This is a genomic window from Mitsuaria sp. BK037 (assembly GCF_014193045.1).
In the GTDB taxonomy this organism is placed as follows: domain Bacteria; phylum Pseudomonadota; class Gammaproteobacteria; order Burkholderiales; family Burkholderiaceae_C; genus Roseateles.
Genome location: NZ_JACHYS010000004.1, coordinates 102,317 through 125,201 on the forward strand (window position 1 = coordinate 102,317; position 22,885 = coordinate 125,201).

Sequence of the window (22,885 nt, forward strand, 5' to 3'; positions counted from 1 at the left end):
CCCCCATCCAAGTCAGCCCACTTTTGTAGCACTCGCGCGAGAAGCGCCCGGTTCTGCGAATAACGGACGGCGCGACGTGAAGGTTTGTTGCTGATTTGCAATGGATGACGAGGGACAGGGGGGAGGCCCCTCCCCAGAATCCGCCCCCTCGCGCCCATCGGGTGATCCCCCGGGCGCGATCCGGTCCTGCTCGCGGGCACCGGTCTCCTCGGCCGATGCGACCCATCCGGCCTTTCATCAATTCGCAAGTGGAAGTATGAGAAAGAACAACCAGCTCTCCCTGTCCCTGAGCGCCGCCGCGGCGCTGCTGTGCTGCGCCCAGATCGCGCAAGCCCAGGCACAGGACACGACCCAGCTCCAGCGCGTCGAGGTGACCGGCTCCAACATCAAGCGCCTGGCGTCCGAAACCGCCTCGCCGGTGCAGGTCTACAACCGCGAGGAGATCCGTCGCACCGGCGCCAACACCGTGCGCCAGGTGCTGGACACGCTGACCTCGACCTCGAGCACCGAGATCCGCGACGACGGCAACACCTCCAGCTTCGCCTCCGGCGCCTCGGGCGTGTCGATGCGCGGGCTGGGCAAGGGCGCCACGCTGGTGCTGCTGAACGGCCGCCGCGTCGCCAACTTCGGCCTGGCCGACGGCGCCAAGGACACCTTCGTCAACGTCGACTCGATCCCGGCCGATGCCGTCGAGCGCGTGGAAGTGCTGAAGGACGGCGCCTCCGCCATCTACGGCTCGGACGCGATGGCCGGCGTGATCAACATCATCACGCGCCGCAGCTACAACGGCGTCGGCGCGTCCGCCAGCTACACCTTCAACGAGAACCCCAGCCTGGGCGCGCAGCGCCAGGCCAGCATCGTGGCCGGCTTCGGCGACCTCGAGAAGGACCGCTTCAACGTCTTCGCCAACATCGAGGCCTATCGCCGCGAGGGCTACACCGTGGCCGACGTCAAGGACGACTACCCCGCGTGGCACAAGTCCTTCTATCTGGCATCCTTCGGCGACCCCAGCCTGAACTCCTACCCCGGCAACCTGCGCGTGGGCACCAACCGCGTGCCGGTGGCGGGCTGCACGACGCTGAATTCGGCCGGCCAGTGCGTGACCGACATCAACGGCCTGAATGCGGTTTCCGATCCGGCCAGGCGCGTGAACCTGTTCAGCGCCGCCCGCGCGAAGGTCACCGAGGACATCCAGGCCTTCGCCGAGCTGAGCTACTCCAAGACGACCACCGAGTACCTGACGGTGCCGATGGCCATCGGCGCCGGCGCCACCTCGCGCTGGTACGACGGCTACAACAAGGTGGCCCAGTCGGTGCCGCACCCGGTGCTCTCGGCCACCAACCCGGCCAACCCGACCGGCCAGCCGCGTGGCATCGACTACCGGTTCATGGATGACCCCAGCCTGTTCAACTACGACGGCACCGGCAAGCAGTACCGCGTGCTGACCGGTCTGCAAGGCACCTTCCGCGACATGGACTGGGAAGTCTCGGTCGGCCGCAACGCCGCCGAGGCGGAGAAGCTGGCCCGCTGGGGCTCGCGCGACCTGTTCGCGGCCGTCGAATCCGGCGAGTACAAGATCGGCGGCGGCAACAGCCGCGAGCTGCTCGAGCGCCTGTTCCCGGTCAACGGCTCCAAGGGCAAGAACCATCAGACCTGGGTGGATGCCAAGCTGAGCGGCGAGCTGATGCAGCTGCCGGGCGGTCCGCTGGCCTTCGCGCTGGGTGCCGAACACCGCCAGGAAGGCGTGTCGATCAAGTCGACCGACAACGTCCTGAAGGCGCAGATCGTGGGCCGCGGCTCGGTGCTGATCGACGGCGAGCGCAACCTCGACGCCGCCTTCCTGGAGCTGAACGCCCCGGTGTGGAAGGGCCTGGAGCTCAATGGCGCGCTGCGCTTCGACAAGGCCAGCGGCTTCGACGGCCGCGTCTCGCCGAAGCTGGGCGTGCGCTACGAGGTGTCGCCGCAGCTGCTGCTGCGCGGCACGGTGGCCGGCGGCTTCCGCGCGCCCAACATCCCCGAGACGCTGGGCCAGGTCGGCGTGACTGGCTTCTTCAACAACACGGTGGACCCGGCGCGCTGCGCGACCGCCACGGCCGTCAGCGACATCCTCAAGAAGGGCACGGCGGCCGACCAGGCCGACGCCGCGCTGGCCCTGGCCAGCGGCTGCCGCGCCTCGGTGCCGGCGATGATCTCGGCCAATCCCAACCTGAAGCCGGAAACGTCGAAGAGCATCACCCTGGGCTTCGTGTTCGAGCCGACCCGCAACGCGTCGATCGCCGTCGACTACTTCAAGATCGAGCGCAAGAACGAGATCAACTCGCGTGATCCGGACTACGTGCTGGAGCGCGAAGGCAAGCCCGGCTACGAGACCATGATCAGCCGCGCCACGCTGACCGCGCAGGAGCAGGCCTGGGTGGACCGCGCCAACCAGCTGTCGGGCGGTTCGCTGGCCTGGCAGGCCGGCCAGATCACCTCGCTGCTGCTGCAGTACGAAAACTTCGGCAAGACCGAGACCTCGGGCGTGGACATCGACGTCAAGGGCCGCGTGGCGGCGGGTTCGTTCGGCACGCTGAACCTGGGCGTGGCGGCGACCTACGCGCTGACCTACAAGGCGTGGGACATCGACGCGAACAAGTGGCGTCCCAACCAGGTCGGCATGTATGAGAACCCGCGCCTGAAGGCGGTGTTCTCGGCCTACTGGAACAAGGGCGACTGGACCACCGGACTGCGCTTCAACTACACGTCCCGCACCGCGCTGAACCGCGACGAGACCGACCTGGCCAGCTGGGGCGAGTCCGCGTGCCAGGCCCGCCTGAAGCCGGGCGCGCTGCCCTGCTACATCGACGAGGACCTGCGCACCGACTTCAGCCTGGGCTACACCGGCATCAAGAACCTGCGCCTGACGCTGAACATCAACAACCTGATGGGCGACGAGCGGCCGGTGAACCTGCGCGATGGCTACCGCGTCCGTCCGCGGAGCTACAAGATCGGCGCGTCCTACGACTTCTGATCAAAGCGCCCCGCGCGTTCCGGAAGGCCGCCGCCCGCGGCCTTCCACCCCTCGCGAAGCCCGGCTTGTCCGGGCTTTTTTTCGTCCTTCGCGGGAGGGGCTCCATGACCTTTGGCATGGGTGATCCGCATGGCTTTTGGCATTGGGACTGCCTCGTCATGGTTATTCACCCCACATATCCGTAGTAGTCCCGCCTCTATTTAAGGGGGTTTCTGAGGATAGGGTTCCCCCGCGTTTGACGCGTTCATCACGGGTTTCTTCTTATAGGTCTGTCGCATCTTTGCTGCGTGCTGTAGCAAATGTTTTTGTTGGTGAACCACACGTTTGCGTCACTGAAAAAATCGCGTTGCGCACCGCACCGGAGTTATCGATTCCGTGGCGCGCTGCGACGTCGGGAAGCAGCGCCATCACCGGGTGCGACCCCCTTTTAAAAGAGGACCGTAATGTCTCGTCAACTGACCCACAGGGCGCTGGCACTGACCAGCATCGCGATTGCCAGCACGCTGGCCTGCGGCATCGCCGCGGCGCAGGAATCGCAACAACTCGAGCGCGTCGAAGTCACGGGCTCCAACATCCGCCGTACCGCGGCCGAAGGCACCTCGCCGATCGATCGCATCACCCAGGCCGAGATTCGCGCCAGCGGCGCGAAGACCGCGCTGGAGCTGATGAAGATGGTTCCCGCGATGGGCACCGACGGCTTCAGCGACACGCCGGGGCAGAACAGCTTCTCGCGCGGTGTGGCCACCGCCTCGCTGCGGGGCCTGGGCTCGACCTCGACCCTGGTGCTGCTGAACGGCCGCCGCCTCACGCCGGCCGCCTATGCGAACCCGAACAACGGCACGTCGACGCTGTACGACTTGAACTCGATCCCGGTGTCCGCGCTGGAGCGCGTCGAGATCTTCAAGGACGGCGCCTCGGCGGTGTACGGCTCCGACGCGGTCGGCGGCGTCATCAACTTCATCACGAAGAACGATTACCAGGGCATCCAGATGGGCGCCACGGTGGGCGCCAACGACGACGGCGAATTCAGCCGCCAGACGGTCAATGGCGCGTTCGGCTTCGGCGACTTCGCCAAGGACGGCTTCAACCTGCTGATCAGCGCGGACATCACCCATCGCGGTCGCACGATGACCCGCGACGTCAAGGACATCCACGCCGACGACTACCGCGCCATCAACCTGCGCCTGAACCCGTACGGCTCGTTCTCGTCGGCCTCGCCCTTCCTCACCCGTGAAGGCACCCCCGGCCAGCTGAACTTCCCGCAGGGGAACCCGGCCAACGTCGTGATCCGCACCAACTGCGATCCGTCGCAGCAGATCACCGGCGGCGCCGTCTATGGCATCACCCAGGCGCCGCTGCTGGGCCGCACCTTCTGCAACTTCAACCTGGACAACTACAACGAGGCGCAGAACAAGGGCACGGACGGCAGCCTCATCTCGCGCGCGAGCTTCCGCGTCAACAACGACATCACCGCGTTCGCGGAAGCGGGCTACGCGCGCACCGAGCGGGACTACCTCGGCGCGCCGCGCACGATCAGCGGCCTGAGCCCGTCGAGCAACTTCCTGCTCGGCAACGTGGCGCCGTCCTTCCAGCCGGTCCTCGAGATCGGGCATCCGGACAACCCGTTCTCGAACGCGCGCGCCGCGGTGCAGATGCGCTTCGAGAACATCCGCGGCGGTAGCGAGCTGACCAACCAGCAGTACCGCGCCCTGGGCGGCGTCAAGGGCACGACCGGCGCCTTCGACTGGGAAAGCGCCGTCCTGTGGAACAAGGCCAAGCGCGAGGAAACCAGCTTCGGCTTCCTGAACCTGGACGTGCTGCGCACCATGCTCGGCCCCAACGGTCGCACGCTGGCGCAGATCGCCGCCGATCCCAACCTGTCGCGCCCGCTGACCAACAACGCCGACGCGTCGATCTGGCAATGGGATGCGAAGGTCGCCACCGAGTTCGGCTCGCTGCCGGGCGGTGCCATCGGCGCCGCGGCCGGTGTCGAGATTCGCCGGGAGACGCTGGCAATCACGCCTGACACGCTGAACGCGACCGGCAAGATCCTGGGCCTGGCCAATACGCAGATCGACGGCGCCCGCACGGTGAAGTCGGCCTTCGTCGAGTTCCGCACGCCGTGGCTGAAGACCTTCGAAATGGACTTCGCCGGCCGCGCCGACAAGTACCCCGGCATCAAGACCAACTTCGTGCCGAAGGTCGGTGCGAAGTGGACGGTCATCCCGCAACTGTCCTTCCGCGGTACTTATTCCGAGGGCTTCCGCGCTCCGGCCGTGTCGCAGATCGCTCCGGGCGGCGCGCAGTACTTCGTCAACGGGGTCATCGACCCGGTGCGCTGCGAGGAAGATGGATCGACGCCCAAGCCCGGCGCCGCGATCGCCGACTGCGCGAAGAGCGTGGCCGGCGTGGGCACGTCGAACCCCGAGCTGAAACCCGAGAAGTCCAAGAGCCACTCGTTCGGCGTGATCTTCTCGCCCAACAAGAACGTGGACATCGTGGTCGACTACTTCAACATCGTGAAGAAGGGCGAAGTGGCCCTGCTCGATGTGCAGAGCGTGGTGGACCATCCGGAGCGCTATCCCGGCCTGATCCTGCGTGATACCAACCCGGCGCTGCAACTGCCGGGCGTGGCGAACTCCGGTCCGCTGCTGTTCGTGCAGACGCCGTGGGTCAACCAGGGCAGCACCGAGGTGTCGGGCATCGACTTCGAGGTCAAGACCAACATGATCCCGAAGGAAGGTCTGCGCTGGACCAACCAGCTGCGCGGCACCTACATGACCCGCTACAGCCGCGAAGAGCACGTCGGCGACGCGCGCAACAACCTGGTGGGCACGAACGGCGGCCTGGCCGACTGGGCGACCTCCGCCGGCGACGTGCCGCGTCTGAAGTTCCGCGCCACCTCGACGCTGGACATCGACGGCAGGCACTCGCTGATGGGCGCCATGAACTGGGTGAGCGGCGTGTCGTTCATCCGCCGCATGGACGGTGCGGTGCCGGAGTACTACTCGGGCAACACCTGCCACTGGGGCGGTCCGAACCCGGACGGCGTGACCGGCCGCACGGTGCTGGGTGTGCAGGCGACTCCGACCAACGGTCGCGACCTGTACATCAACCGTTATCCGAGCTGCTCGACCGGCAAGTGGATGACCTTCGACGTCGGCTACACCTACACCGGCTTCAAGGATCTGTCGCTGTCGCTGAACATCCAGAACGTGACCGACGAGAAGGCGCCGTACTACCCCGGCACCAACACCAATGCCAACACGATCCTGGGTTGGAACCCCGGCCTGCACAACGGCTACGGCCGCTACTGGACGTTCACTGCGAACTACACCTTCAAGTGATCGACGCCGGCTTCGGCTGGCTCGAACGCCAAGCGGAAAGGGACCTTCGGGTCCCTTTTCTTCGTCCGTACTTGCCTGCGGCCGGGTGCGCGGACTTGGTCTCGGGTACCGAGAAGGCGTGCCAGAGCCGCGTGCTGGAGGGGCTGCGTGCGCACCGGATGAAAGAGGGCGACCGCTTGCGGTCGCCCTTGTCGTGGGTAGAGGCTCAACTCGCCAGCGCAGATGCTGAAGGGTCCGGCCAGTTCCTTCGCGCGTGGACGACGTCCACGACCTGCACGGCGTCCGGCGTGATGCGATAAGGCACGACATAGTTCGCGGTCACCACGATCTCGCGCAGGCCCTCGACCCGCTCCGAGGCGCGGTACAGGTTGGGGAAATCCGTCACGAGCTTGAGACGCTTGCAGATCTCGCCGAACAGCTCCTTGGCCGCGTCGAGGTTGTGCTCGCCAATGTGCTCCAGGATCACGCGCAAGCTCTCCACGGCCTGGATGCGCCAATCAAGCTGCCTTGCTGACATGGCGCACCTCCAACTCGGAAAGGAACTGCGAAGTCGCCGCCACCAGTTCCGCATGAGAGATCGGGGGGCGAGGGTCCTCGAGGGAGCGGCGAATGCGCTCCCGGTACCACTTGTCCCACGCCTCCTGATCGAACTGGTCCTCGTCGAGGTCGGGGCGGAGCCCACCTGGCGAGGTCGGTGGGTGCTGGGCGGGCGCGGGATGAGCGGCGGCAAGCGCATCTACGGCGAGGCGGGGCTGGTCATTCACGATGTTTCACTCCAGGAATCGACTCGAAAGTCGGAGCAGCCATCGTGGCCGAATCGTGTTGCTCGCGCCATGACTCGAACTGCTGCGCGTTTGACCCTCTCGAGTCTTGCGCTGGGTCGCTGACTGGCCGTCGAGCCTCATCCCTCACCCTCGTCCCCCGCCTCGGCGAGCGCCTGCGCCACGCGCGCCTTCATGCGCCGCAGCGCCTTGAGCTCCTGGTCCGGCGCCTGCAGCGCCGGCCACAGCAGCGAGACCAAGTCGCGCGCCGCGGCGTCCACCTGGATCTGCCGGCCCGCGATGATCACCTCCCACAGCATGTGCTCCATCGGCCCGAAGACCAGCGAGCGCAGCAGCCGCAGCGGAATGTCCTGCCGCACCTCGCCCTGCGCCTGGCCGCGCGCCAGCAGGTCCATCAGCGGCGCCGTGTAGCGACGCTGCAGGTCCACGAAGGCCGCGCCGAAGTCCTGGCCCTCGCCGCGCGTCACCGGCGCCTCGCGCTTGCGGCCTTCCGACAGCACGAGCTCGCACAGCCCCGTGCCCTGGATCAGGAACAGCCGCAGGTGCGTGTGCACGACGAATTCCAGCTGGTCCCGGATCGGCCGACCCCGCGGCAGCCCCGATTCAATCGCGTCGATGATCTCGTCGTACCAGTCGCCGATCACCCGCATGCACAGCTCGCGCTTGCCGCGGAAGTAGGTGAAGACCGTCGCCTCGGAGATCCCCAGCCGCTGCGCGATCTCCGTCGTCGTCGCGCGCTCGTAGCCGCGTTCGGCGAACACCACCCGGCTCTCGCGCAGGATGTCCCGCACCCGTTGCTCGGCCTTGGCGCCCACCGGCGAGCGGCGCCGCGCCGGCAGCGCGGCGGCCGACGCCGGAATGGCGCCGGCATCGGGGCGGAGGGGGGCGGAGGCGCTCATGAGGGGCGGATTCTCCCGATTTATTGAGCCCGGCTCAAGTGGGCGGTTTCCGCGGCCGGACATCTGGCGGCGCCTTGAGTTTCTCGCGTATGCTTCGCGCCTTGCGCCGGCCCGGCGATCCCGGGCGGCGGCGCCCCACCAGCGCTCGCTCCACAGAATTGAGCGCGGCTCATATGAGCGTTTCTGCGGCCATGCCGGCCGTTGAGCGCAGATGCCCGGAGACACCTCACCATGCCCCAGCTGTCCACCAAGCTCAACGACCGCTCGGCCGACTTCAAGGCCAACGCGGACGCGATGCGCGGCCTGATCGACGACCTCAACGCCCGGCTGGCGAAGATCGCCGAAGGCGGCGGCGAGGCCGCGCGGGCCAAGCACGTCGGGCGCGGCAAGCTGCTGCCGCGCGACCGCGTCGAGATGCTGCTGGATCCGGGCACGCCCTTCCTGGAACTGGCCCCGCTCGCGGGCCTGGACATGTATGACAACGCCGCGCCGGGCGGCGGCGTGATCGCCGGCATCGGCCGCGTCTCGGGCGTCGAGTGCGTGATCGTCTGCAACGACGCCACCGTCAAGGGCGGCACCTACTACCCGATCACCGTCAAGAAGCACCTGCGCGCGCAGGAGATCGCGGACCAGAACCGCCTCCCGTGCATCTACCTGGTCGACAGCGGCGGCGCCAACCTGCCCAACCAGGACGAGGTCTTCCCGGACCGCGACCACTTCGGCCGCATCTTCTTCAACCAGGCCAACCTCTCGGCCAAGGGCATCCCGCAGATCGCCGTGGTGATGGGCTCCTGCACCGCTGGCGGCGCCTACGTGCCGGCGATGAGCGACGAGACCGTCATCGTCAAGAACCAGGGCACGATCTTCCTGGGCGGCCCCCCGCTGGTGAAGGCCGCCACCGGCGAGGTGGTCAGCGCCGAGGACCTGGGCGGCGGCGATGTCCACACGCGCCTGTCCGGCGTGGCCGACCACCTGGCCGAGAACGACACCCACGCGCTGGCGATCGCGCGCCAGTCGGTGGCCCGCCTCAACTGGCGCAAGCGGGGCGAGCTGCTGACCCAGCCGCCCAAGCCGCCCGCCTACGACCCGGCCGAGCTGCACGGCGTGATCCCGACCGACACGCGCAAGCCCTTCGACGTACGCGAGGTCATCGCCCGCATCGTCGATGGCAGCGAGTTCGATGAATTCAAGGCCCGCTACGGCAACACGCTGGTCTGCGGCTTCGCCCACATCGAGGGCATGCCGGTGGGCATCGTGGCCAACAACGGCATCCTCTTCGCGGAGAGCGCCAACAAGGGCGCCCACTTCATCGAGCTGTGCTGCCAGCGCAAGATCCCGCTGGTGTTCCTGCAGAACATCACCGGCTTCATGGTCGGCCGCAAGTACGAGAACGAGGGCATCGCCCGCGCCGGCGCCAAGATGGTGACGGCCGTGGCCTGCGCGCAGGTGCCCAAGTTCACCGTGATCATCGGCGGCAGCTTCGGCGCCGGGAACTACGGCATGTGCGGCCGCGCCTATTCGCCGCGCTTCCTGTGGATGTGGCCCAACGCCCGCATCTCGGTGATGGGCGGCGAGCAGGCCGCGTCGGTGCTGGCCACCGTCAAGCGCGACGGCATCGAGGCCAAGGGCGGCCAGTGGTCCGCCGACGAGGAAGAGGCCTTCAAGGCCCCGATCCGTCAGCAGTACGAGGACCAGGGGCATCCGTACTACGCCAGCGCCCGCCTGTGGGACGACGGCGTCATCGATCCCGCCGACACCCGCCGCGTGCTGGCGCTGGGCCTGTCGGCTGCGCTGAACGCCGAGATCCCCGAGACGAAGTTCGGCGTGTTCCGGATGTAAGGTCCGGGCTCCGACCGCTGCCCACGCTCCGACGATGACCGCCATCACCCTGCGACCGCTTGCCGCCACCGATTCGATCGAGGCGCTGACCGCGCTGCTGCACGCCTCCTATGCGTCGCTGGCGGCGCAGGGCTGGAACTTCACGGCGGTGAACCAGAGCGTGCAGACCACCCGCGAGCGGGTCGAGGCCGGCCAGGCCTTCGTGGCGCTGAGCGCTTCGGGCGAGCTCGTGGGCACGGTGACCATCGCGCCGCCGAAGCGGCCCGACGAGCGCTATCTCGGCGACCCCGTGCCGGACTGCTACACGCAGCCCGACACGGCGATCCTGGCGCAGCTGGCGGTGCATCCGTCCTGCCGCGGCCAGGGCGTGGCCGAGCGGCTGATGGATCTCGCCGAGGACTGGGCGCATGCGCAGGGTTATGCGCATGTCGCGCTCGATACGGCCGTTCCTGCCGAGGCCCTGCGCCGCCGCTACGAGCGCCGCGGTTACGCGCGGATCGGCGACGTGCAGTGGGCCGGCAAGACCTATCGCAGCGTGCTGATGCGCAAGGCGCTCGGCCCCACGGCGGCGTCGACGGAGGCCCACCCATGAGCGTCAAGCACCGCACGATCATTGATGGCGCCGGCACCGGCACGGGATGGGGCACGTCGCGTTTCGCCGTGCTGGGCTTGGCGGCCTTGCTCGGAGGCGGACTCGTTCTCGGCGTGCCGTCCGCCGCGCGCGCGCAGGACGCGACCACCGGCGACATGCCGCCCGCGGCCTCCGCGACGGGCTCGCCGCCCCGACTTGCCAACGACATCCGCGAAGCGGTGATCCGCGTGCCGGTCTCGGTCGAGAACCACCTGGGCCGCCGCATCGACGCCGAGCTGATCGTGACGACCTTCCGCCCGGCCGGTCCCGGGCCGTTCCCGCTGGTGGTGCTGAATCACGGCCGGCCGGTCTCCGAGCAGGACCGGGCGGCGATGAAGCGCCAGCGCCTGGAAGGCGCCGCGCGCTTCTTCGTGCGCAAGGGATTCGCCGTGGCCGTGCCCACGCGCATCGGCTACGGCGAGCTGGCCGGCGCCGGCGATCCCGAATCCAGCGTCCGCTGTGACGCGCCGCGCTACGAAACCGCCGCCGCTGCCGCGGCCGCGCAGGTGGCTGCGGTGGTGCGCCACATGCAGTCGGCCGCCGACATCGACGCCAGCCGCGTCGTGCTGGCCGGCCAATCGCTGGGCGGCTTCGCCACGATGGCTGCGACCGGCGAACGGCTGCCCGGTGTCGTCGCGGCGATCGACTTCGCCGGGGGCCATGGCGGCAATCCCGACACCCACACCGGCGAGCCCTGCCGGCCCGACGAGCTCGCCCGCCGCTTCGCCGACTTCGGCCGACGCGCCGCGCAGGGCGGCCACCCGGTGCCCACGCTGTGGGTCTTCACCGAGAACGACCGCTTCATCGCACCTCGCTACCAGGAGCGCTGGTCCGCGGCCTACCGCGACGCCGGTGGGCTGGCGCAGACGCGGCTCATGCCCGCCTTCGGCGAGGACGGTCACCAGCTCTTCGCCAAGGGCAACGACGTCTGGCAACCGGTCGTCGACGAATTCCTCAAGCCGCTCGGCTTCCCCATCCCTGGCGCGCTGCGGGTGGCCGGCGTCGGCAGCAGCGCGGTGGAGGACACGGCCGCGTTGCCGGCCGACGGCCGCATCGTCAACGGTTATCGCAAGTTCCTGGCGGCCAGGGAGCCGCGCGCCTTCGCCACCAACGGCAGCCACTGGGGCCTGGCCGTCGGCGACGACGCCGCATCGCGCGCGCTCGCGCTGTGCGACCAGTTCACCGATGGCGAGGAGCGCTGCCGCCTCTACGCCATCAACCGGACCATCGTCTGGAGCGCCCCGTGAGCCCCGGCCCGTGCGTCACCGCCATCGCCATCGCCATCGTCCCTCCGCATCGATCATCGCCATGACCTCGACCGACCTGAACCCGACCACGCTGCGCGTCGAGCGCTCCGGCCCGCAAGGCGCCGTGGCGCGCGTCACGCTGAACCGCCCGGACGTGCGCAACGCCTTCAACGACACCGTCATCGGTGAGCTGACCGCGGTGTTCGAGGCCCTGGGCGCCGATCCGTCGCTGCGGGCGATCGTGCTCGCCGCCGAGGGCAAGGCCTTCTGCGCTGGCGCCGACCTGAACTGGATGAAGGCGATGGCCGGCTACAGCTGGGACGAGAACCACGCCGACGCCGGCCGCCTCGCCCACATGCTGTGGACGCTCTACCGCTGCCCTGTGCCGGTCATCGCGCGCGTGCAGGGCGACGTCTACGCCGGTGGCGTGGGCCTGGTGTCGGTCTGCGACATCGTCGTCGCCAGCGAGGCCGCCGGCTTCTGCCTGTCCGAAGCCAAGCTCGGCCTGCTGCCCGCCACCATCGGTCCCTACGTGGTGCGCGCGCTGGGCGAGCAGGCCTCGCGCCGCTACTTCGTGACGGCCGAGCGCTTCTCCGCCGCCGAGGCCCATCGCCTGGGCCTGGTGCATGAACTGGCCGCCGACGCCGAGGCGCTCGATGCGAAGGTCGACGCGCTGGTCGCGTCGCTGCTGGCCAACGGCCCGGCCGCGGTGCGCGCCTGCAAGCGCCTGGTGCAGGACGTGGCCCACGCGCCCATCACCGAGACGCTGCGCGACGACACCGCGCGCCGCATCGCCGACATCCGCGCCAGCGCCGAAGGGCGCGAGGGCGTGCAGAGTTTCCTGTCCAAGGGCAAGCCGTCATGGCTGGCCTGACGGACGCGTCACGATCGCCCCGCTCGAGCGTCGCGCCGTTGTTTCCCAAGAGCTGAGTTCCGAATGTCTGAAGCAGTACGACAAGACTGGCAGCGCCGCAGCCTCGCGGCGGTCTGGCACCCGTGCACGCAGATGGCGCGCGCGCAGGACGTGCCGCCCCTGCCGATCGCCCGCGGCGAGGGCCCCTGGTTGATCGACCACGAGGGCCGCCGCTATTTCGACGCCAACAGCTCGTGGTGGGTCAACCTGTTCGGCCACGCCGACCGGGCCCTCAACGACGCGATCAAGCAGCAGCTCGACACGCTGCCGCACGTGATGCTGGCCGGCTGCACGCACGAGCCGGCCGTGCGCCTGGCCGAGCGTCTGTCGGCGCGCACCGGCGGCGCGCTGGGCCATCTCTTCTTCGGCAGCGACGGCGCCTCGGCGGTCGAGATCGCGCTCAAGCAGAGCTTCCACAGCTGGCGCAACCGCGGCCGCGCGGACAAGCGCGAGTTCGTCTGCCTGCGCAACGGTTATCACGGCGAGACCATCGGCGCGCTCGCGGTCACCGACGTCGCGATCTTCCGCGACGCCTACGACCCGCTGCTGATGCGCAGCCACATCGTGGCCTCACCCGACCAGCGCCTGGGCAACGAGGCGCAGGCGCTCGGCGACATGCGCGCACTGCTCGCCGGGCGGCATGAGCACATCGCCGCCGTCATCGTCGAGCCGCTGGTGCAGGGCGCGGCCGGCATGTCGATGTACGCGCCGTCCTACCTGAAGGCGATGCGCGCGCTGTGCACCGAGTTCGAGGTGCACCTGATCGCGGACGAGATCGCGGTCGGCTGCGGCCGCACCGGCACCTTCTTCGCCTGGGAGCAGACCGGGCCGGCCACGAAGGCCGACTGGCCCGACTTCCTGTTGCTGTCCAAGGGCATCACCGGCGGCACCATGGCGCTGTCGCTGGTGCTGACCACCGACGAGGTCTACCAGGCCTTCTGGTCGCAGGACGTGACGCGCGGCTTCCTGCACTCGCACAGCTACACCGGCAATCCGCTGGCCTGCGCCGCGGCCAACGCGGTGCTGGACCGCTTCGACGCGGGCCAGCTCGAACGCAACCAGCAGCAGGCCGCGTGGCTGGCCGAGGCCTTCGCGCCGCTGGCGGCCGATCCGCGCATCACGCACCTGCGTCAGCTCGGCATGATCCTGGCCTTCGACATCAACCCGGCGACGACCGTGCCGGTCGAGCGCTTCGCCGAGAAATTCCACCTCGCCGCGCGCCGGCACGAGTTGCTGATCCGCCCGATCGGCCAGACCGTGTACCTGATGCCGCCTTACCTGATCGACGAGCCCGCCGCGAAGTTCCTCGCGGCGGCCGTGGCCGCAACGCTGGAGGAGGTGGTCCATGTTGCTTGATCACCTGCAAGCCAAGCTGGACGCGATCCGCGCCCAGGACCTGACGCGCTTCACCCGCATCGCCGAGACCGGCACCGCGCCGCACCAGACGGTGCGAGGCGCCGACGGCGTCGCGCGCGAGCTGACGATGTTCTGCAGCAATGACTACCTGGGCCTGGCCGCGCATCCGGCGGTGACCGCCGCGCTGGTGGAAGGCGCGCAGGTGTATGGCGGCGGCTCCGGCGCATCGCCGCTGGTCAGCGGGCATTCGCGGGCGCACCACGAGGTCGAGGCGCTGCTGGGCCGTTGGTTCGAGCCGCACATCCCCGAGGCCAAGGCGATCGGCTTCTGCACCGGCTACATGGCCAACCTCGCGGTCGTGACTGCACTGGGCGATGCCGACGCGGAGATCTTCAGCGAGGCGCTGAACCATGCCTCGCTGATCGATGGCACGCGGCTGGCCAAGGCCAGGGTGTCGCGCTACGCGCATTGCGATGTCGAGGACCTGCGCGCGCAGCTCGGCGCGAGCAGCGCGCGCATCAAGCTGATCGTCACCGATGCGGTCTTCAGCATGGACGGCGACATCGCGCCGCTGCCCGCGCTGCTGCAGGCCGCCGAGGACTTCGACGCCTGGCTGATCGTCGACGACGCCCATGGACTGGGCGTGCTCGGCGAGACCGGTGTCGGCACGCTGGAACACTTCCGGCTGCGCAGCGAGCGGCTGATCCTGGTGGGCACGCTGGGCAAGGCGGCGGGGCTGGCGGGCGCCTTCGTCGTCGCGCATCGGACGGTCACCGACTACCTGCTGCAGGCGGCTCGCAACTACATCTTCTCGACCGCCTCGCCGCCGGCGGTGGAGCACGCGCTGCTCACCAGCCTCGACCTGATCCGCGGCGAGGTCGGTGCGCAGCGCCGCGCCGCGCTGCGCGCCCTGCAGGCCCGGTTGCGCGCCGGCATCGGCGCGCTGCTCGAGCGCCATCCGACGCTCACCTGGACGCTGGCCGACTCGCAGACGCCGATCCAGCCGCTGATCGTCGGCGGCAATGCCGAGGTGATGGCGCTGGCCGCCGCGCTGGAGCGCGAGGGCCTGCGCGTGCCGGGCATCCGGCCGCCGACCGTGCCCAAGGGCGAGGCGCGGCTGCGCATCACGCTGTGCGCGACCCACAGCGAGGCTGACGTCGACCGGCTGCTCGCCGCACTGGAGGCCTGCGCATGACCCCGTCTCCAAAAGCCCTGGCACCGAACCCGGCCACGACGCCGCATCCGCTGCACGGCTTCTTCATCACCGGCACCGACACCGAGATCGGCAAGACCTGCATCACCGCCGGCCTGACGCGCGCCTTCGACGACCTGGGCCGCTACGTCACGCCGATCAAGTCGCTGGCGGCCGGCCAGACGCAGGACGCCGGCGGCGCCTGGGTCAACGAGGACGTCGCCTTGCTGCACGCCGCGCAGCGCCAGGGCATGACGATGGACGAGGTCGGCCCGCTGCAGTTCCGCGAGCCCTGCGCGCCGCACATCGCCGCGCGGCTGGAGGGCCGCGCGATCGACCGCCTGGCGCTGCTGACGGCGATCCGGCGCTCGGCGGCCAAGGGCGACTTCGCGTTGATCGAAGGCGTCGGCGGTTTCCGCGTGCCGCTCACCGACGGCTGGGACACGGCCGACCTGGCCGTCGACCTGGCGATGCCGGTGGTGCTGGTCGTCGGCCTGCGGCTGGGCTGCATCAACCATGCGCTGCTGACGGCCGAAGCCATCCTTGCCCGCGGGCTGCGCCTGGCCGGCTGGGTCGCCAACACCGCCGACCCCCATCAGGCCCATGTGGCGGACAATCTGGCCGCCTTGCGCGCCGGCCTCGACCAGGCCCTGGGCGCGCCGTGCTGGGGCCATGTGCCCCGCCTTCCCGATCCCTCTCCCGCGGCCGTGGCCGCGCACCTGCAGCAAGCGCTGCTGCTGAACGCCTTGAAAGCATGACGATGAAGCAGACCGTCAACCAGATCCAGACGCTGACCCCGACCACCGACGAACTGCGTCGCAACGCCAAGCCCTGGACCGTCAACGAGATCGCCGCGCTGTTCGAGCTGCCGTTCAACGACCTGCTGTTCCGCGCGCAGCAGGTCCACCGCGAGCACTTCGATCCGAACGCGGTGCAGCTCTCGACGCTGCTGTCGATCAAGACCGGCGGCTGCGAGGAGGACTGCAAGTACTGCCCGCAATCCGCGCACTTCGACACCGGCCTGAAGGCCGAGAAGCTGATCCCGCTCGAGGAAGTGATGGAAGCCGCCCGCGCCGCCAAGGCCAATGGCGCGACCCGCTTCTGCATGGGCGCGGCCTGGCGCTCGCCCAAGGAGCGCCACCTGGAGGCCATCGGCGAGATGATCACCGAGGTCAAGGCGCTGGGCCTGGAGACCTGCCTGACGGCCGGCATGCTGGGCGACGGCCAGGCCGAGCAGCTGCGCGAGGCGGGCCTGGACTACTACAACCACAATCTGGACACCTCGCCCGAGTTCTACGGCCAGATCATCACGACGCGCACCTACCAGGACCGCCTGGACACGCTGGAGCGCGTGCGCGGCGTGGGCCTGAAGGTGTGCTCGGGCGGCATCGTCGGCATGGGGGAGACCCGCCGCCAGCGCGCCGGCCTGATCGCGCAGTTGGCCAACCTGGATCCGTATCCGGAGTCGGTGCCCATCAACAACCTGGTGCAGGTCGAGGGCACGCCGCTGGCCGGCACGCAGGCGCTGGACCCCTTCGAGTTCATCCGCACGATCGCGGTGGCCCGCATCACGATGCCGCGCGCGATGGTGCGCCTGTCCGCCGGCCGCGAGGAAATGCCCGAGACGATGCAGTCGCTGTGCTTCCTGGCCGGCGCGAACAGCATGTTCTACGGCGACAAGCTGCTGACCACGAGCAACCCGCAGGCCGAGAAGGATCGCCAGCTGATCCAGCGCCTGGGCATGCACTGCGCCACCGAGGCCGAACTGAGCGCCGATGCCGACGCCGATGCCGCTGGTGACCGCGCCCCGGGCTGCGCGCCGGCCGGCGAGGGCGCGGCGGCGGGCTGCGGCCACCGCCATTGATGGGGCCGGCAAGGGCCGCACCGACCTGAACCGACCCGACGGGCGCGACGGCATCGACCGCCGCGCCGCCCCGGACGAGCGCGCCGCGCCGTCCGGGCGCACCCGGCGCCGAGCGGCCACAAGCCGCGACGCGCCGAGGACCTGAAGCATGAGGAGACACCCGTGTTCAAGAAGATCCTGATCGCCAACCGTGGCGAAATCGCCTGCCGCGTCGCGGCCACCGCGCGCCGACTGGGCGTGAAGACGGTCGCCGTCTATTCCGATGCGGACGCGCGCGCGCGCCACGTCCATGCCTGCGACGAGGCGGTGCGCATCGGCGGTCCCGCGCCGCGCGACAGCTACCTGCAGTGGCAGCGCATCCTCGAGGCGGCCAAGGCCACCGGGGCCGAGGCGGTCCATCCGGGCTACGGCTTCCTGAGTGAGAACGAGGAGTTCGCGCAGGCCTGCGCGGACGCGGGCCTGGCGTTCATCGGCCCGCCGCCGGCGGCGATCCAGGCGATGGGCCTGAAGGCTGAATCGAAGCGCCTGATGGAGCAGGCCGGCGTGCCGCTGGTGCCGGGCTATCACGGTGCGGATCAGGATCCCGCGCTGCTGCGTCGCGAGGCGCAGCGCATCGGCTACCCGGTGCTGATCAAGGCCAGCGCCGGCGGTGGCGGCAAGGGCATGCGGGCGGTGCATGCGGACGAGGACTTCGCGGCCGCGCTCGCGTCCTGCAAGCGCGAGGCGATCAACAGCTTCGGCGACGACGCGGTGCTGATCGAGCGCTACGTCCAGCGGCCGCGCCACATCGAGATCCAGGTCTTCGGCGACAGCCATGGCGAGTGCCTCTACCTGTTCGAGCGCGACTGCTCGGTGCAGCGCCGCCATCAGAAGGTGCTGGAGGAGGCGCCGGCGCCCGGCATGACGGCCGAACGCCGCGCCGAGATGGGCGCCGCCGCGGTCGCGGCCGCGAAGGCCGTCGGGTATCAGGGCGCGGGCACGGTCGAGTTCATCGCGGAGCAGGACGGCCGGTTCTACTTCATGGAGATGAACACCCGGCTGCAGGTCGAGCATCCGGTGACGGAGGCCATCACGGGGCAGGACCTGGTGGAGTGGCAGCTGCGCGTCGCGGCCGGCGAGCCGCTGCCGCTCAAGCAGCACGAGCTGCGCATGCACGGCCACGCGATCGAGGCCCGCATCTGCGCCGAGAACCCCGAAGGCGGTTTCCTGCCGGCGACCGGCACGCTGTCGGTGGCGCGCTGGCCGGCGCACGAGGCCTTCCGCCGCGCGGCGGTGCGCATCGATTCGGGCGTGGGCGAGGGCGACGCGATCAGCCCGTTCTACGACTCGATGATCGCCAAGCTGATCGTCTGGGGCGAGACGCGCGAGCAGGCGCTGGCGCTGCTGGACGCGTCGCTGCGGGACACGCACATCGTGGGCCTGCACACCAACGTCGCCTTCCTGCGCCGCTGCGCGGCGACGGCGTCCTTCGTGCATGCCGACCTGGACACCGCGCTGATCGAGCGCGAGAAAGATGCGCTGTTCGGCCAGCCCGGTCTGCCGCTGGCCGAGGCCGCCGCCGCGGTCGTCGCGCACACGCTGGCCGAGGAGTCGGCCACCGAGTCCGCCGACCCCTGGAGCCGCCGCGACGGCTGGCGCCTGTTCGGCGCGGCGCAGCGGCGCTTCGAGCTCGACGTCGATGGCGTGCATCACCAGGTGCTGCTGTCGCGGCACCATCACGGCGGGCTGTCGTTGACGCTGCCGGGCGGCGCGGCCGGGGAGGCGATCGCGCTGGCGGTGCGCTCGGCTTCGCCGGAGCGGCATGAGCTGCATCTGAACGAGCGGCGCGTCGCGGTGTCGACCTACAAGGTCGGCGAGCAGGTGGCGGTGTTCGGCGCGCACGGCTCGGCGCTGGTGACCGAGGTCGACGTCATCGCCCATGCGGGCGAGGGGGGATCGGAGGGCGGTCGCCTGACCGCGCCGATGCCCGGCAAACTGGTCGCCTTCCTGGCGCAGGCAGGGGACACGGTCGCCAAGGGTCAGCCGCTGGCGGTGATGGAGGCGATGAAGATGGAACACACGATCACCGCGCCGCGCGATGGCGTCGTGGCCGAGTTGCTGTTCGCGGTCGGAGATCAGGTCGGCGATGGCGCCGAACTGCTGCGGCTGCAGGCAGCCTGAAGACCCCTCACCCCCACCCTCTCCCCGCGACGCGGGGAGAGGGAGTAAAACCAGCGACGCGCGGTCTTGAGTTGCCTCTCCCCGCAGGGGAGGGAGTAAGCCCGGCGACGCGCGGTCTTGAGTTGCTTCTCCCCGCAAGGGAGGGAGTAAGCCCGGCGACGCGCGATCTTGAGTTGCTTCTCCCCGCAAGGGGGTGAGGGAACAAACCTGGCCGCGCGGTTTGGAACTCCCTCTCCCGCGGGGCGGGAGAGGGCAGGGGTGAGGGTGGGAGCGTTGCAAACCTCGGTCGGCGATGCCGCCGATCTTGTCGAATCCGATAGCTGAAGGAATCAGCCATGACCACATTGCCTGCACGAGTCACCCTGGTCGACGTCGGCCCGCGCGACGGCCTGCAGAACGAGAAGGACACCGTCGCCACCGCCGACAAGGCCCGGCTGGTGTCGCTGCTGCAGGACGCCGGCCTGAAGGAGATCGAGGTCACCAGCTTCGTCTCGCCGAAGTGGGTGCCGCAGATGGCCGACAACACCGCCGTGATGGCCGCCATCGAGCGCCGCCCCGGCGTGCGCCACAGCGTGCTGGTCCCCAACATGAAGGGCCTGGAAGGCGCGCTGCCGGCCCGGCCCGATGAGATCGTGGTCTTCGCCGCCGCGTCCGAGGCCTTCTCGCAGAAGAACATCAACTGCTCGATCGCCGAGAGCATCGAGCGCTTCGCCCCGGTCGTGGCCGCGGCCCACGAGGCCGGCATCAAGGTGCGCGGCGCGCTGTCGTGCGCGGTCGGCTGCCCCTACCAGGGCGAGGTCTCGGCCGACGAGGTCGAGCGCGTCGTGAAGCTGATGAAGGACATCGGCGTCGACCACCTCGGCGTCGCCGACACGATCGGCGTGGGCACGCCGCGCAGGGTGCAGGCGGCGATGGAGCGGGCGCTGAAGCATTACCCGCTGGTCGAGGTCAGCGGACATTTCCACGACACCTACGGCCAGGCGCTGACCAACATCTATGCCTGCCTGGAGCTCGGCATCCACACCTTCGACGCCAGCGTGGCCGGCCTGGGCGGCTGCCCGTATGCGAAGGGCGCGACCGGCAACGTCGCGACCGAGGACGTGGTGTTCCTGCTGAACGGCCTGGGCATCGAGACCGGCATCGACCTGGACAAGCTGGTCGATGCGGGCGCCTTCATCTCGGGCGTGCTGGGTCGCCCGCCGGTGTCGCGCGTGGGCAAGGCGGTGCTGGCCAAGCGCAAGGGCTGATCGCCGCGAGGCGGCCCCGCCTCGCCGAGCCCATTGGCCGCCGTCGCGGGAGGCGGCTCGCGCTCCTGAACCGCCTCAACCGGCGTCGCGCCTGCTGCCGCGGCCGCGCGCCAGCGCCACCAGTTGAAAGACGGCGGATGCCAGCAGTACCGGGCCGGCGAAGCGGGCAAACCAGCCGTCGGTGTGATTGGCGCCCGGCACGATGCCGAGCAGCGCCAGCCCGACCAGGGCCTGGCTGACCGCGCCGATGAGCCACAGGAGCGTCCGGAAGCGGGAGTTGTCGTTGCGCATGAGTGGGAAAGGGGCGGTCCGCCCCGGGGATGGATGTCGTGCCGGGAAGCGTACGTTGGCGGCCATCGACCACCAAACCCACCGGAGGGGGAATGGTTCAGACGGCCTCAGGCCCTCGTGCAGGATGCATCCGAGACGCGTGACCAAAGCATGCGCGCGACGTGGAGGCGCGGTGAGTTCGAACTTCTTTACCTCCGCGCCGGATCGACCGGCCGACGCCGTCAGCCCCGCACGCGCTCCACGAACCACCACAGGTGGCCGTCGAGGTCGAGCACGCCGTAGTTCTTGTCGGCCCAGTACTCGGGCCCGTAGTCCTCGACCTTGGGCTCGTGGACGATGGTGGCGCCCGCGCGGCGCGCTCGCTCGCAGTGCGCGTCCGCGTCGTCGACGTAGAGCATCAGGCTCTGCGTGTTGGCGCCGCCGACGCCCTTCGGGCTGCGCAGCGGGATGCCGAAGCGCTGCGAGTGCTGTCCTTCGCCGCCTTCGGCGACCATGATCAGCGCCTCGCCGAAGGTCAGCTGGCTGTGGACGACCGAGCCGTCGTCGCCGTCGATGCGCAGCTGCAGCTCGAAGCCGAAGGCCTCGCACAGCCAGGGGATGGCCTTGGCGGCGCTCTCGTAGAACACGGCGCTGGACAGACGCGGCCAACCGGCGGGCGTGGGCTTCATGGCGACTCCCTGATCGAGGAAACATCCAGCATAGGCGTCGCCTCCCGGCGTCCGCAAGCCTGAGCGGCGACATCCCTCCCCGGGCGGTGTCGAACCACCCGTGCGGTGGACCAACCCACCCGGCTTTCCACCTCCTGAAGGCAGCCGGATGGATGTCTCCCTGCGACCGATCGAAGGTCCCTGGACCGAGGGTTATGTGCTGGACCGGACGCTGCTCGCCAGCGCCTACCTCGGCGAGGACCCGGCCGGGCGGCCGCGCATCACGACCACCCGCACCGAGGTCGGCGAGGCGCTGTTCCAGCTCAAGCACCGCGGCGATCTTTCGAAGGCCGAGCCGCTCGCCCGCGCGCTGCGCACCCGCGTGCTGCCGCGCCTCGGGCCGATCGGCTTCATCGTGCCGATGCCGCCGTCACGCGCCCGGCCCTGGCAGCCCGTGGCCCTGGTGGCGCGCGCGCTGGGGCAGCAACTGCGCGTGCCGGTGTTCGAGCGCCTGCTGCTCAAGGCTCCGCAGGCCAGCGCGGCGCGCGCTAGCGCCACCCGCGAAGAGACGCTGGGGTGGCTCGTCGCCACCTTCTCGCTGCACGACGAGATCCGCAACCCGGGACGATGGAACGCGCTGCTCATCGATGACCACATCGACACCGGCGTCACCCTCGAGGCGGCCAGCCGCGTCCTGCGCCAGTACCCGAAGGTCGCGCAGCTGTACGTCGCCGTGCTGACCTCCTAGCGGGCGGCCCGCTCGGCCGGGCCGCTAGTCCGGGCCGCTCAACTGGCGGCGAGGGTCTGGCCGACGCTGTCGCGGAACTTCGCCGCGCGCTCGGCGTCCGCATGCGCCTCGATGCGCTCGCAGCACTGGTGGACCCACTCCTGGAAGCGGCTTTCGGTGTCGACTTGGCGGACCAGGTCGCGGAGCTCGCCCTCGCGGCCGGCCAGCATCCGCGTGACCAGGTCCAGCGCGAAGAACTTGGTGGCGACCAGGCGCTTGGCACGCGCCTGCGCCTCGCGCGCCAGGGCGGCCGCTTCGGCGACCTCGTCCGCGTCCACGGCCTGGATCGCGGACGCCGTCGACGTCGACGTCGACGTCGACGCCGACGCCGACGCCGGTGCCGGTGCCGGTGCCGGTGCCGGTGCCGGTGCCGGTGCCGGTGCCGCGGCGGCCACCGCGGGCTTGAGGGCCCGCGGCAGCTCCACCAGGCCCTGGTCGACCAGCCGCGACAGGCCGTCGTCGCCCAGGCCCAGCCCGCGGGCCAGGCGCTGCAACTCCTGCGCGTCGCGCTTGCCGTCGACGGTGATGAGCAGCGCTCGCAACGCGGGCGCCAACTGGCGCTGGCCCGGCGCCAGCATCTGGCGCGCCAGCTCGGTCTTGCGGGGAGGAGTAACAGAAGTTTGCATGGCGGGCCGGATGTTGCGAAGGTCGCATGCAGGCTTGATGACAGTCC

19 protein-coding genes are annotated in these 22,885 nt (G+C 69.8%); 13 read left to right on the forward strand and 6 right to left on the reverse strand.

Annotated features, from left to right (window positions below; genetic code table 11):
- The first annotated feature begins 256 nt into the window (after window positions 1-256).
- Both FHT37_RS21470 and FHT37_RS21475 read left to right on the forward strand, forming a co-directional pair.
- Window positions 257-3,010 (forward strand): TonB-dependent siderophore receptor, encoded by a 2,754-nt coding sequence (locus FHT37_RS21470; RefSeq protein WP_183484409.1) that lies wholly within the window; start codon window positions 257-259, stop codon window positions 3,008-3,010.
- Window positions 3,011-3,453: 443 nt separating this feature from the next.
- Window positions 3,454-6,357, forward strand: coding sequence for a TonB-dependent siderophore receptor (locus tag FHT37_RS21475; RefSeq protein WP_091720013.1), 2,904 nt, complete (start codon window positions 3,454-3,456; stop codon window positions 6,355-6,357).
- A 205-nt stretch (window positions 6,358-6,562) separates the two neighbouring features.
- Here the strand turns inward: FHT37_RS21475 and FHT37_RS21480 are convergent, their stop codons facing one another.
- From FHT37_RS21480 to FHT37_RS21490, 3 genes are all read right to left on the reverse strand, one after another.
- Entirely contained in the window at window positions 6,563-6,874 is a 312-nt protein-coding gene (locus FHT37_RS21480; RefSeq protein ID WP_183484412.1) for a type II toxin-antitoxin system RelE/ParE family toxin, read from the reverse strand.
- Window positions 6,855-7,121 (reverse strand): hypothetical protein, encoded by a 267-nt coding sequence (locus tag FHT37_RS21485; RefSeq protein WP_183484414.1) that lies wholly within the window; start codon window positions 7,119-7,121, stop codon window positions 6,855-6,857. The genes FHT37_RS21480 and FHT37_RS21485 overlap by 20 nt, the downstream gene beginning before the upstream one ends.
- Window positions 7,122-7,258: 137 nt before the next feature.
- On the reverse strand, window positions 7,259-8,038 hold the full coding sequence (locus FHT37_RS21490; RefSeq protein WP_147241495.1) for a TetR/AcrR family transcriptional regulator: 780 nt from the start codon (window positions 8,036-8,038) through the stop codon (window positions 7,259-7,261).
- A gap of 231 nt (window positions 8,039-8,269) precedes the next feature.
- Between FHT37_RS21490 and FHT37_RS21495 the strand changes: the two genes are divergently transcribed.
- From FHT37_RS21495 to FHT37_RS21540, 10 genes are all read left to right on the forward strand, one after another.
- Complete coding sequence (locus tag FHT37_RS21495) at window positions 8,270-9,877, forward strand: carboxyl transferase domain-containing protein (RefSeq protein ID WP_183484417.1); 1,608 nt, start codon at window positions 8,270-8,272, stop codon at window positions 9,875-9,877.
- 34 nt (window positions 9,878-9,911) lie between these two features.
- A complete protein-coding gene (locus FHT37_RS21500; RefSeq protein WP_183484420.1) occupies window positions 9,912-10,469 on the forward strand; it encodes a GNAT family N-acetyltransferase in 558 nt (185 codons plus the stop codon).
- Complete coding sequence (locus tag FHT37_RS21505; RefSeq protein ID WP_183484423.1) at window positions 10,466-11,755, forward strand: S9 family peptidase; 1,290 nt, start codon at window positions 10,466-10,468, stop codon at window positions 11,753-11,755. The genes FHT37_RS21500 and FHT37_RS21505 overlap by 4 nt, the downstream gene beginning before the upstream one ends.
- A 61-nt stretch (window positions 11,756-11,816) precedes the next feature.
- Window positions 11,817-12,629, forward strand: a complete 813-nt coding sequence (locus tag FHT37_RS21510; protein ID WP_091720020.1) for an enoyl-CoA hydratase/isomerase family protein — start codon at window positions 11,817-11,819, stop codon at window positions 12,627-12,629.
- Between the two features lie 63 nt (window positions 12,630-12,692).
- A complete protein-coding gene (bioA, locus tag FHT37_RS21515) occupies window positions 12,693-14,024 on the forward strand; it encodes an adenosylmethionine--8-amino-7-oxononanoate transaminase (RefSeq protein WP_183484426.1) in 1,332 nt (443 codons plus the stop codon).
- On the forward strand, window positions 14,014-15,219 hold the full coding sequence (gene bioF, locus FHT37_RS21520) for an 8-amino-7-oxononanoate synthase (protein WP_183484429.1): 1,206 nt from the start codon (window positions 14,014-14,016) through the stop codon (window positions 15,217-15,219). The genes bioA and bioF overlap by 11 nt, the downstream gene beginning before the upstream one ends.
- Entirely contained in the window at window positions 15,216-15,974 is a 759-nt protein-coding gene (bioD, locus tag FHT37_RS21525) for a dethiobiotin synthase (protein ID WP_183484432.1), read from the forward strand. The genes bioF and bioD overlap by 4 nt, the downstream gene beginning before the upstream one ends.
- A complete protein-coding gene (bioB, locus tag FHT37_RS21530) occupies window positions 15,971-17,080 on the forward strand; it encodes a biotin synthase BioB (RefSeq protein WP_183484435.1) in 1,110 nt (369 codons plus the stop codon). The genes bioD and bioB overlap by 4 nt, the downstream gene beginning before the upstream one ends.
- 162 nt (window positions 17,081-17,242) lie before the next feature.
- The gene (locus tag FHT37_RS21535) at window positions 17,243-19,240 is read left to right on the forward strand and encodes an acetyl/propionyl/methylcrotonyl-CoA carboxylase subunit alpha (RefSeq protein ID WP_183484438.1); all 1,998 of its coding nucleotides are present in this window, start codon (window positions 17,243-17,245) and stop codon (window positions 19,238-19,240) included.
- 335 nt (window positions 19,241-19,575) lie between these two features.
- The gene (locus tag FHT37_RS21540; protein ID WP_183484441.1) at window positions 19,576-20,487 is read left to right on the forward strand and encodes a hydroxymethylglutaryl-CoA lyase; all 912 of its coding nucleotides are present in this window, start codon (window positions 19,576-19,578) and stop codon (window positions 20,485-20,487) included.
- A 75-nt stretch (window positions 20,488-20,562) separates the two neighbouring features.
- Here FHT37_RS21540 and FHT37_RS21545 read toward each other — a convergent pair whose 3' ends face one another.
- Together FHT37_RS21545 and FHT37_RS21550 are read right to left on the reverse strand one after the other, a co-directional pair.
- Window positions 20,563-20,778, reverse strand: a complete 216-nt coding sequence (locus FHT37_RS21545; protein ID WP_091720037.1) for a hypothetical protein — start codon at window positions 20,776-20,778, stop codon at window positions 20,563-20,565.
- 221 nt (window positions 20,779-20,999) lie between these two features.
- Window positions 21,000-21,446: a VOC family protein gene (locus FHT37_RS21550; RefSeq protein ID WP_091720040.1), complete on the reverse strand. Its 447-nt coding sequence runs from the start codon at window positions 21,444-21,446 to the stop codon at window positions 21,000-21,002.
- Window positions 21,447-21,594: 148 nt separating this feature from the next.
- Here FHT37_RS21550 and FHT37_RS21555 point away from each other — a divergent pair, with 148 nt between their 5' ends.
- On the forward strand, window positions 21,595-22,173 hold the full coding sequence (locus tag FHT37_RS21555) for a phosphoribosyltransferase (protein ID WP_183484444.1): 579 nt from the start codon (window positions 21,595-21,597) through the stop codon (window positions 22,171-22,173).
- 38 nt (window positions 22,174-22,211) lie between these two features.
- Here the strand turns inward: FHT37_RS21555 and FHT37_RS21560 are convergent, their stop codons facing one another.
- Window positions 22,212-22,838 (reverse strand): hypothetical protein, encoded by a 627-nt coding sequence (locus FHT37_RS21560; RefSeq protein WP_183484447.1) that lies wholly within the window; start codon window positions 22,836-22,838, stop codon window positions 22,212-22,214.
- Window positions 22,839-22,885: the final 47 nt, after the last annotated feature.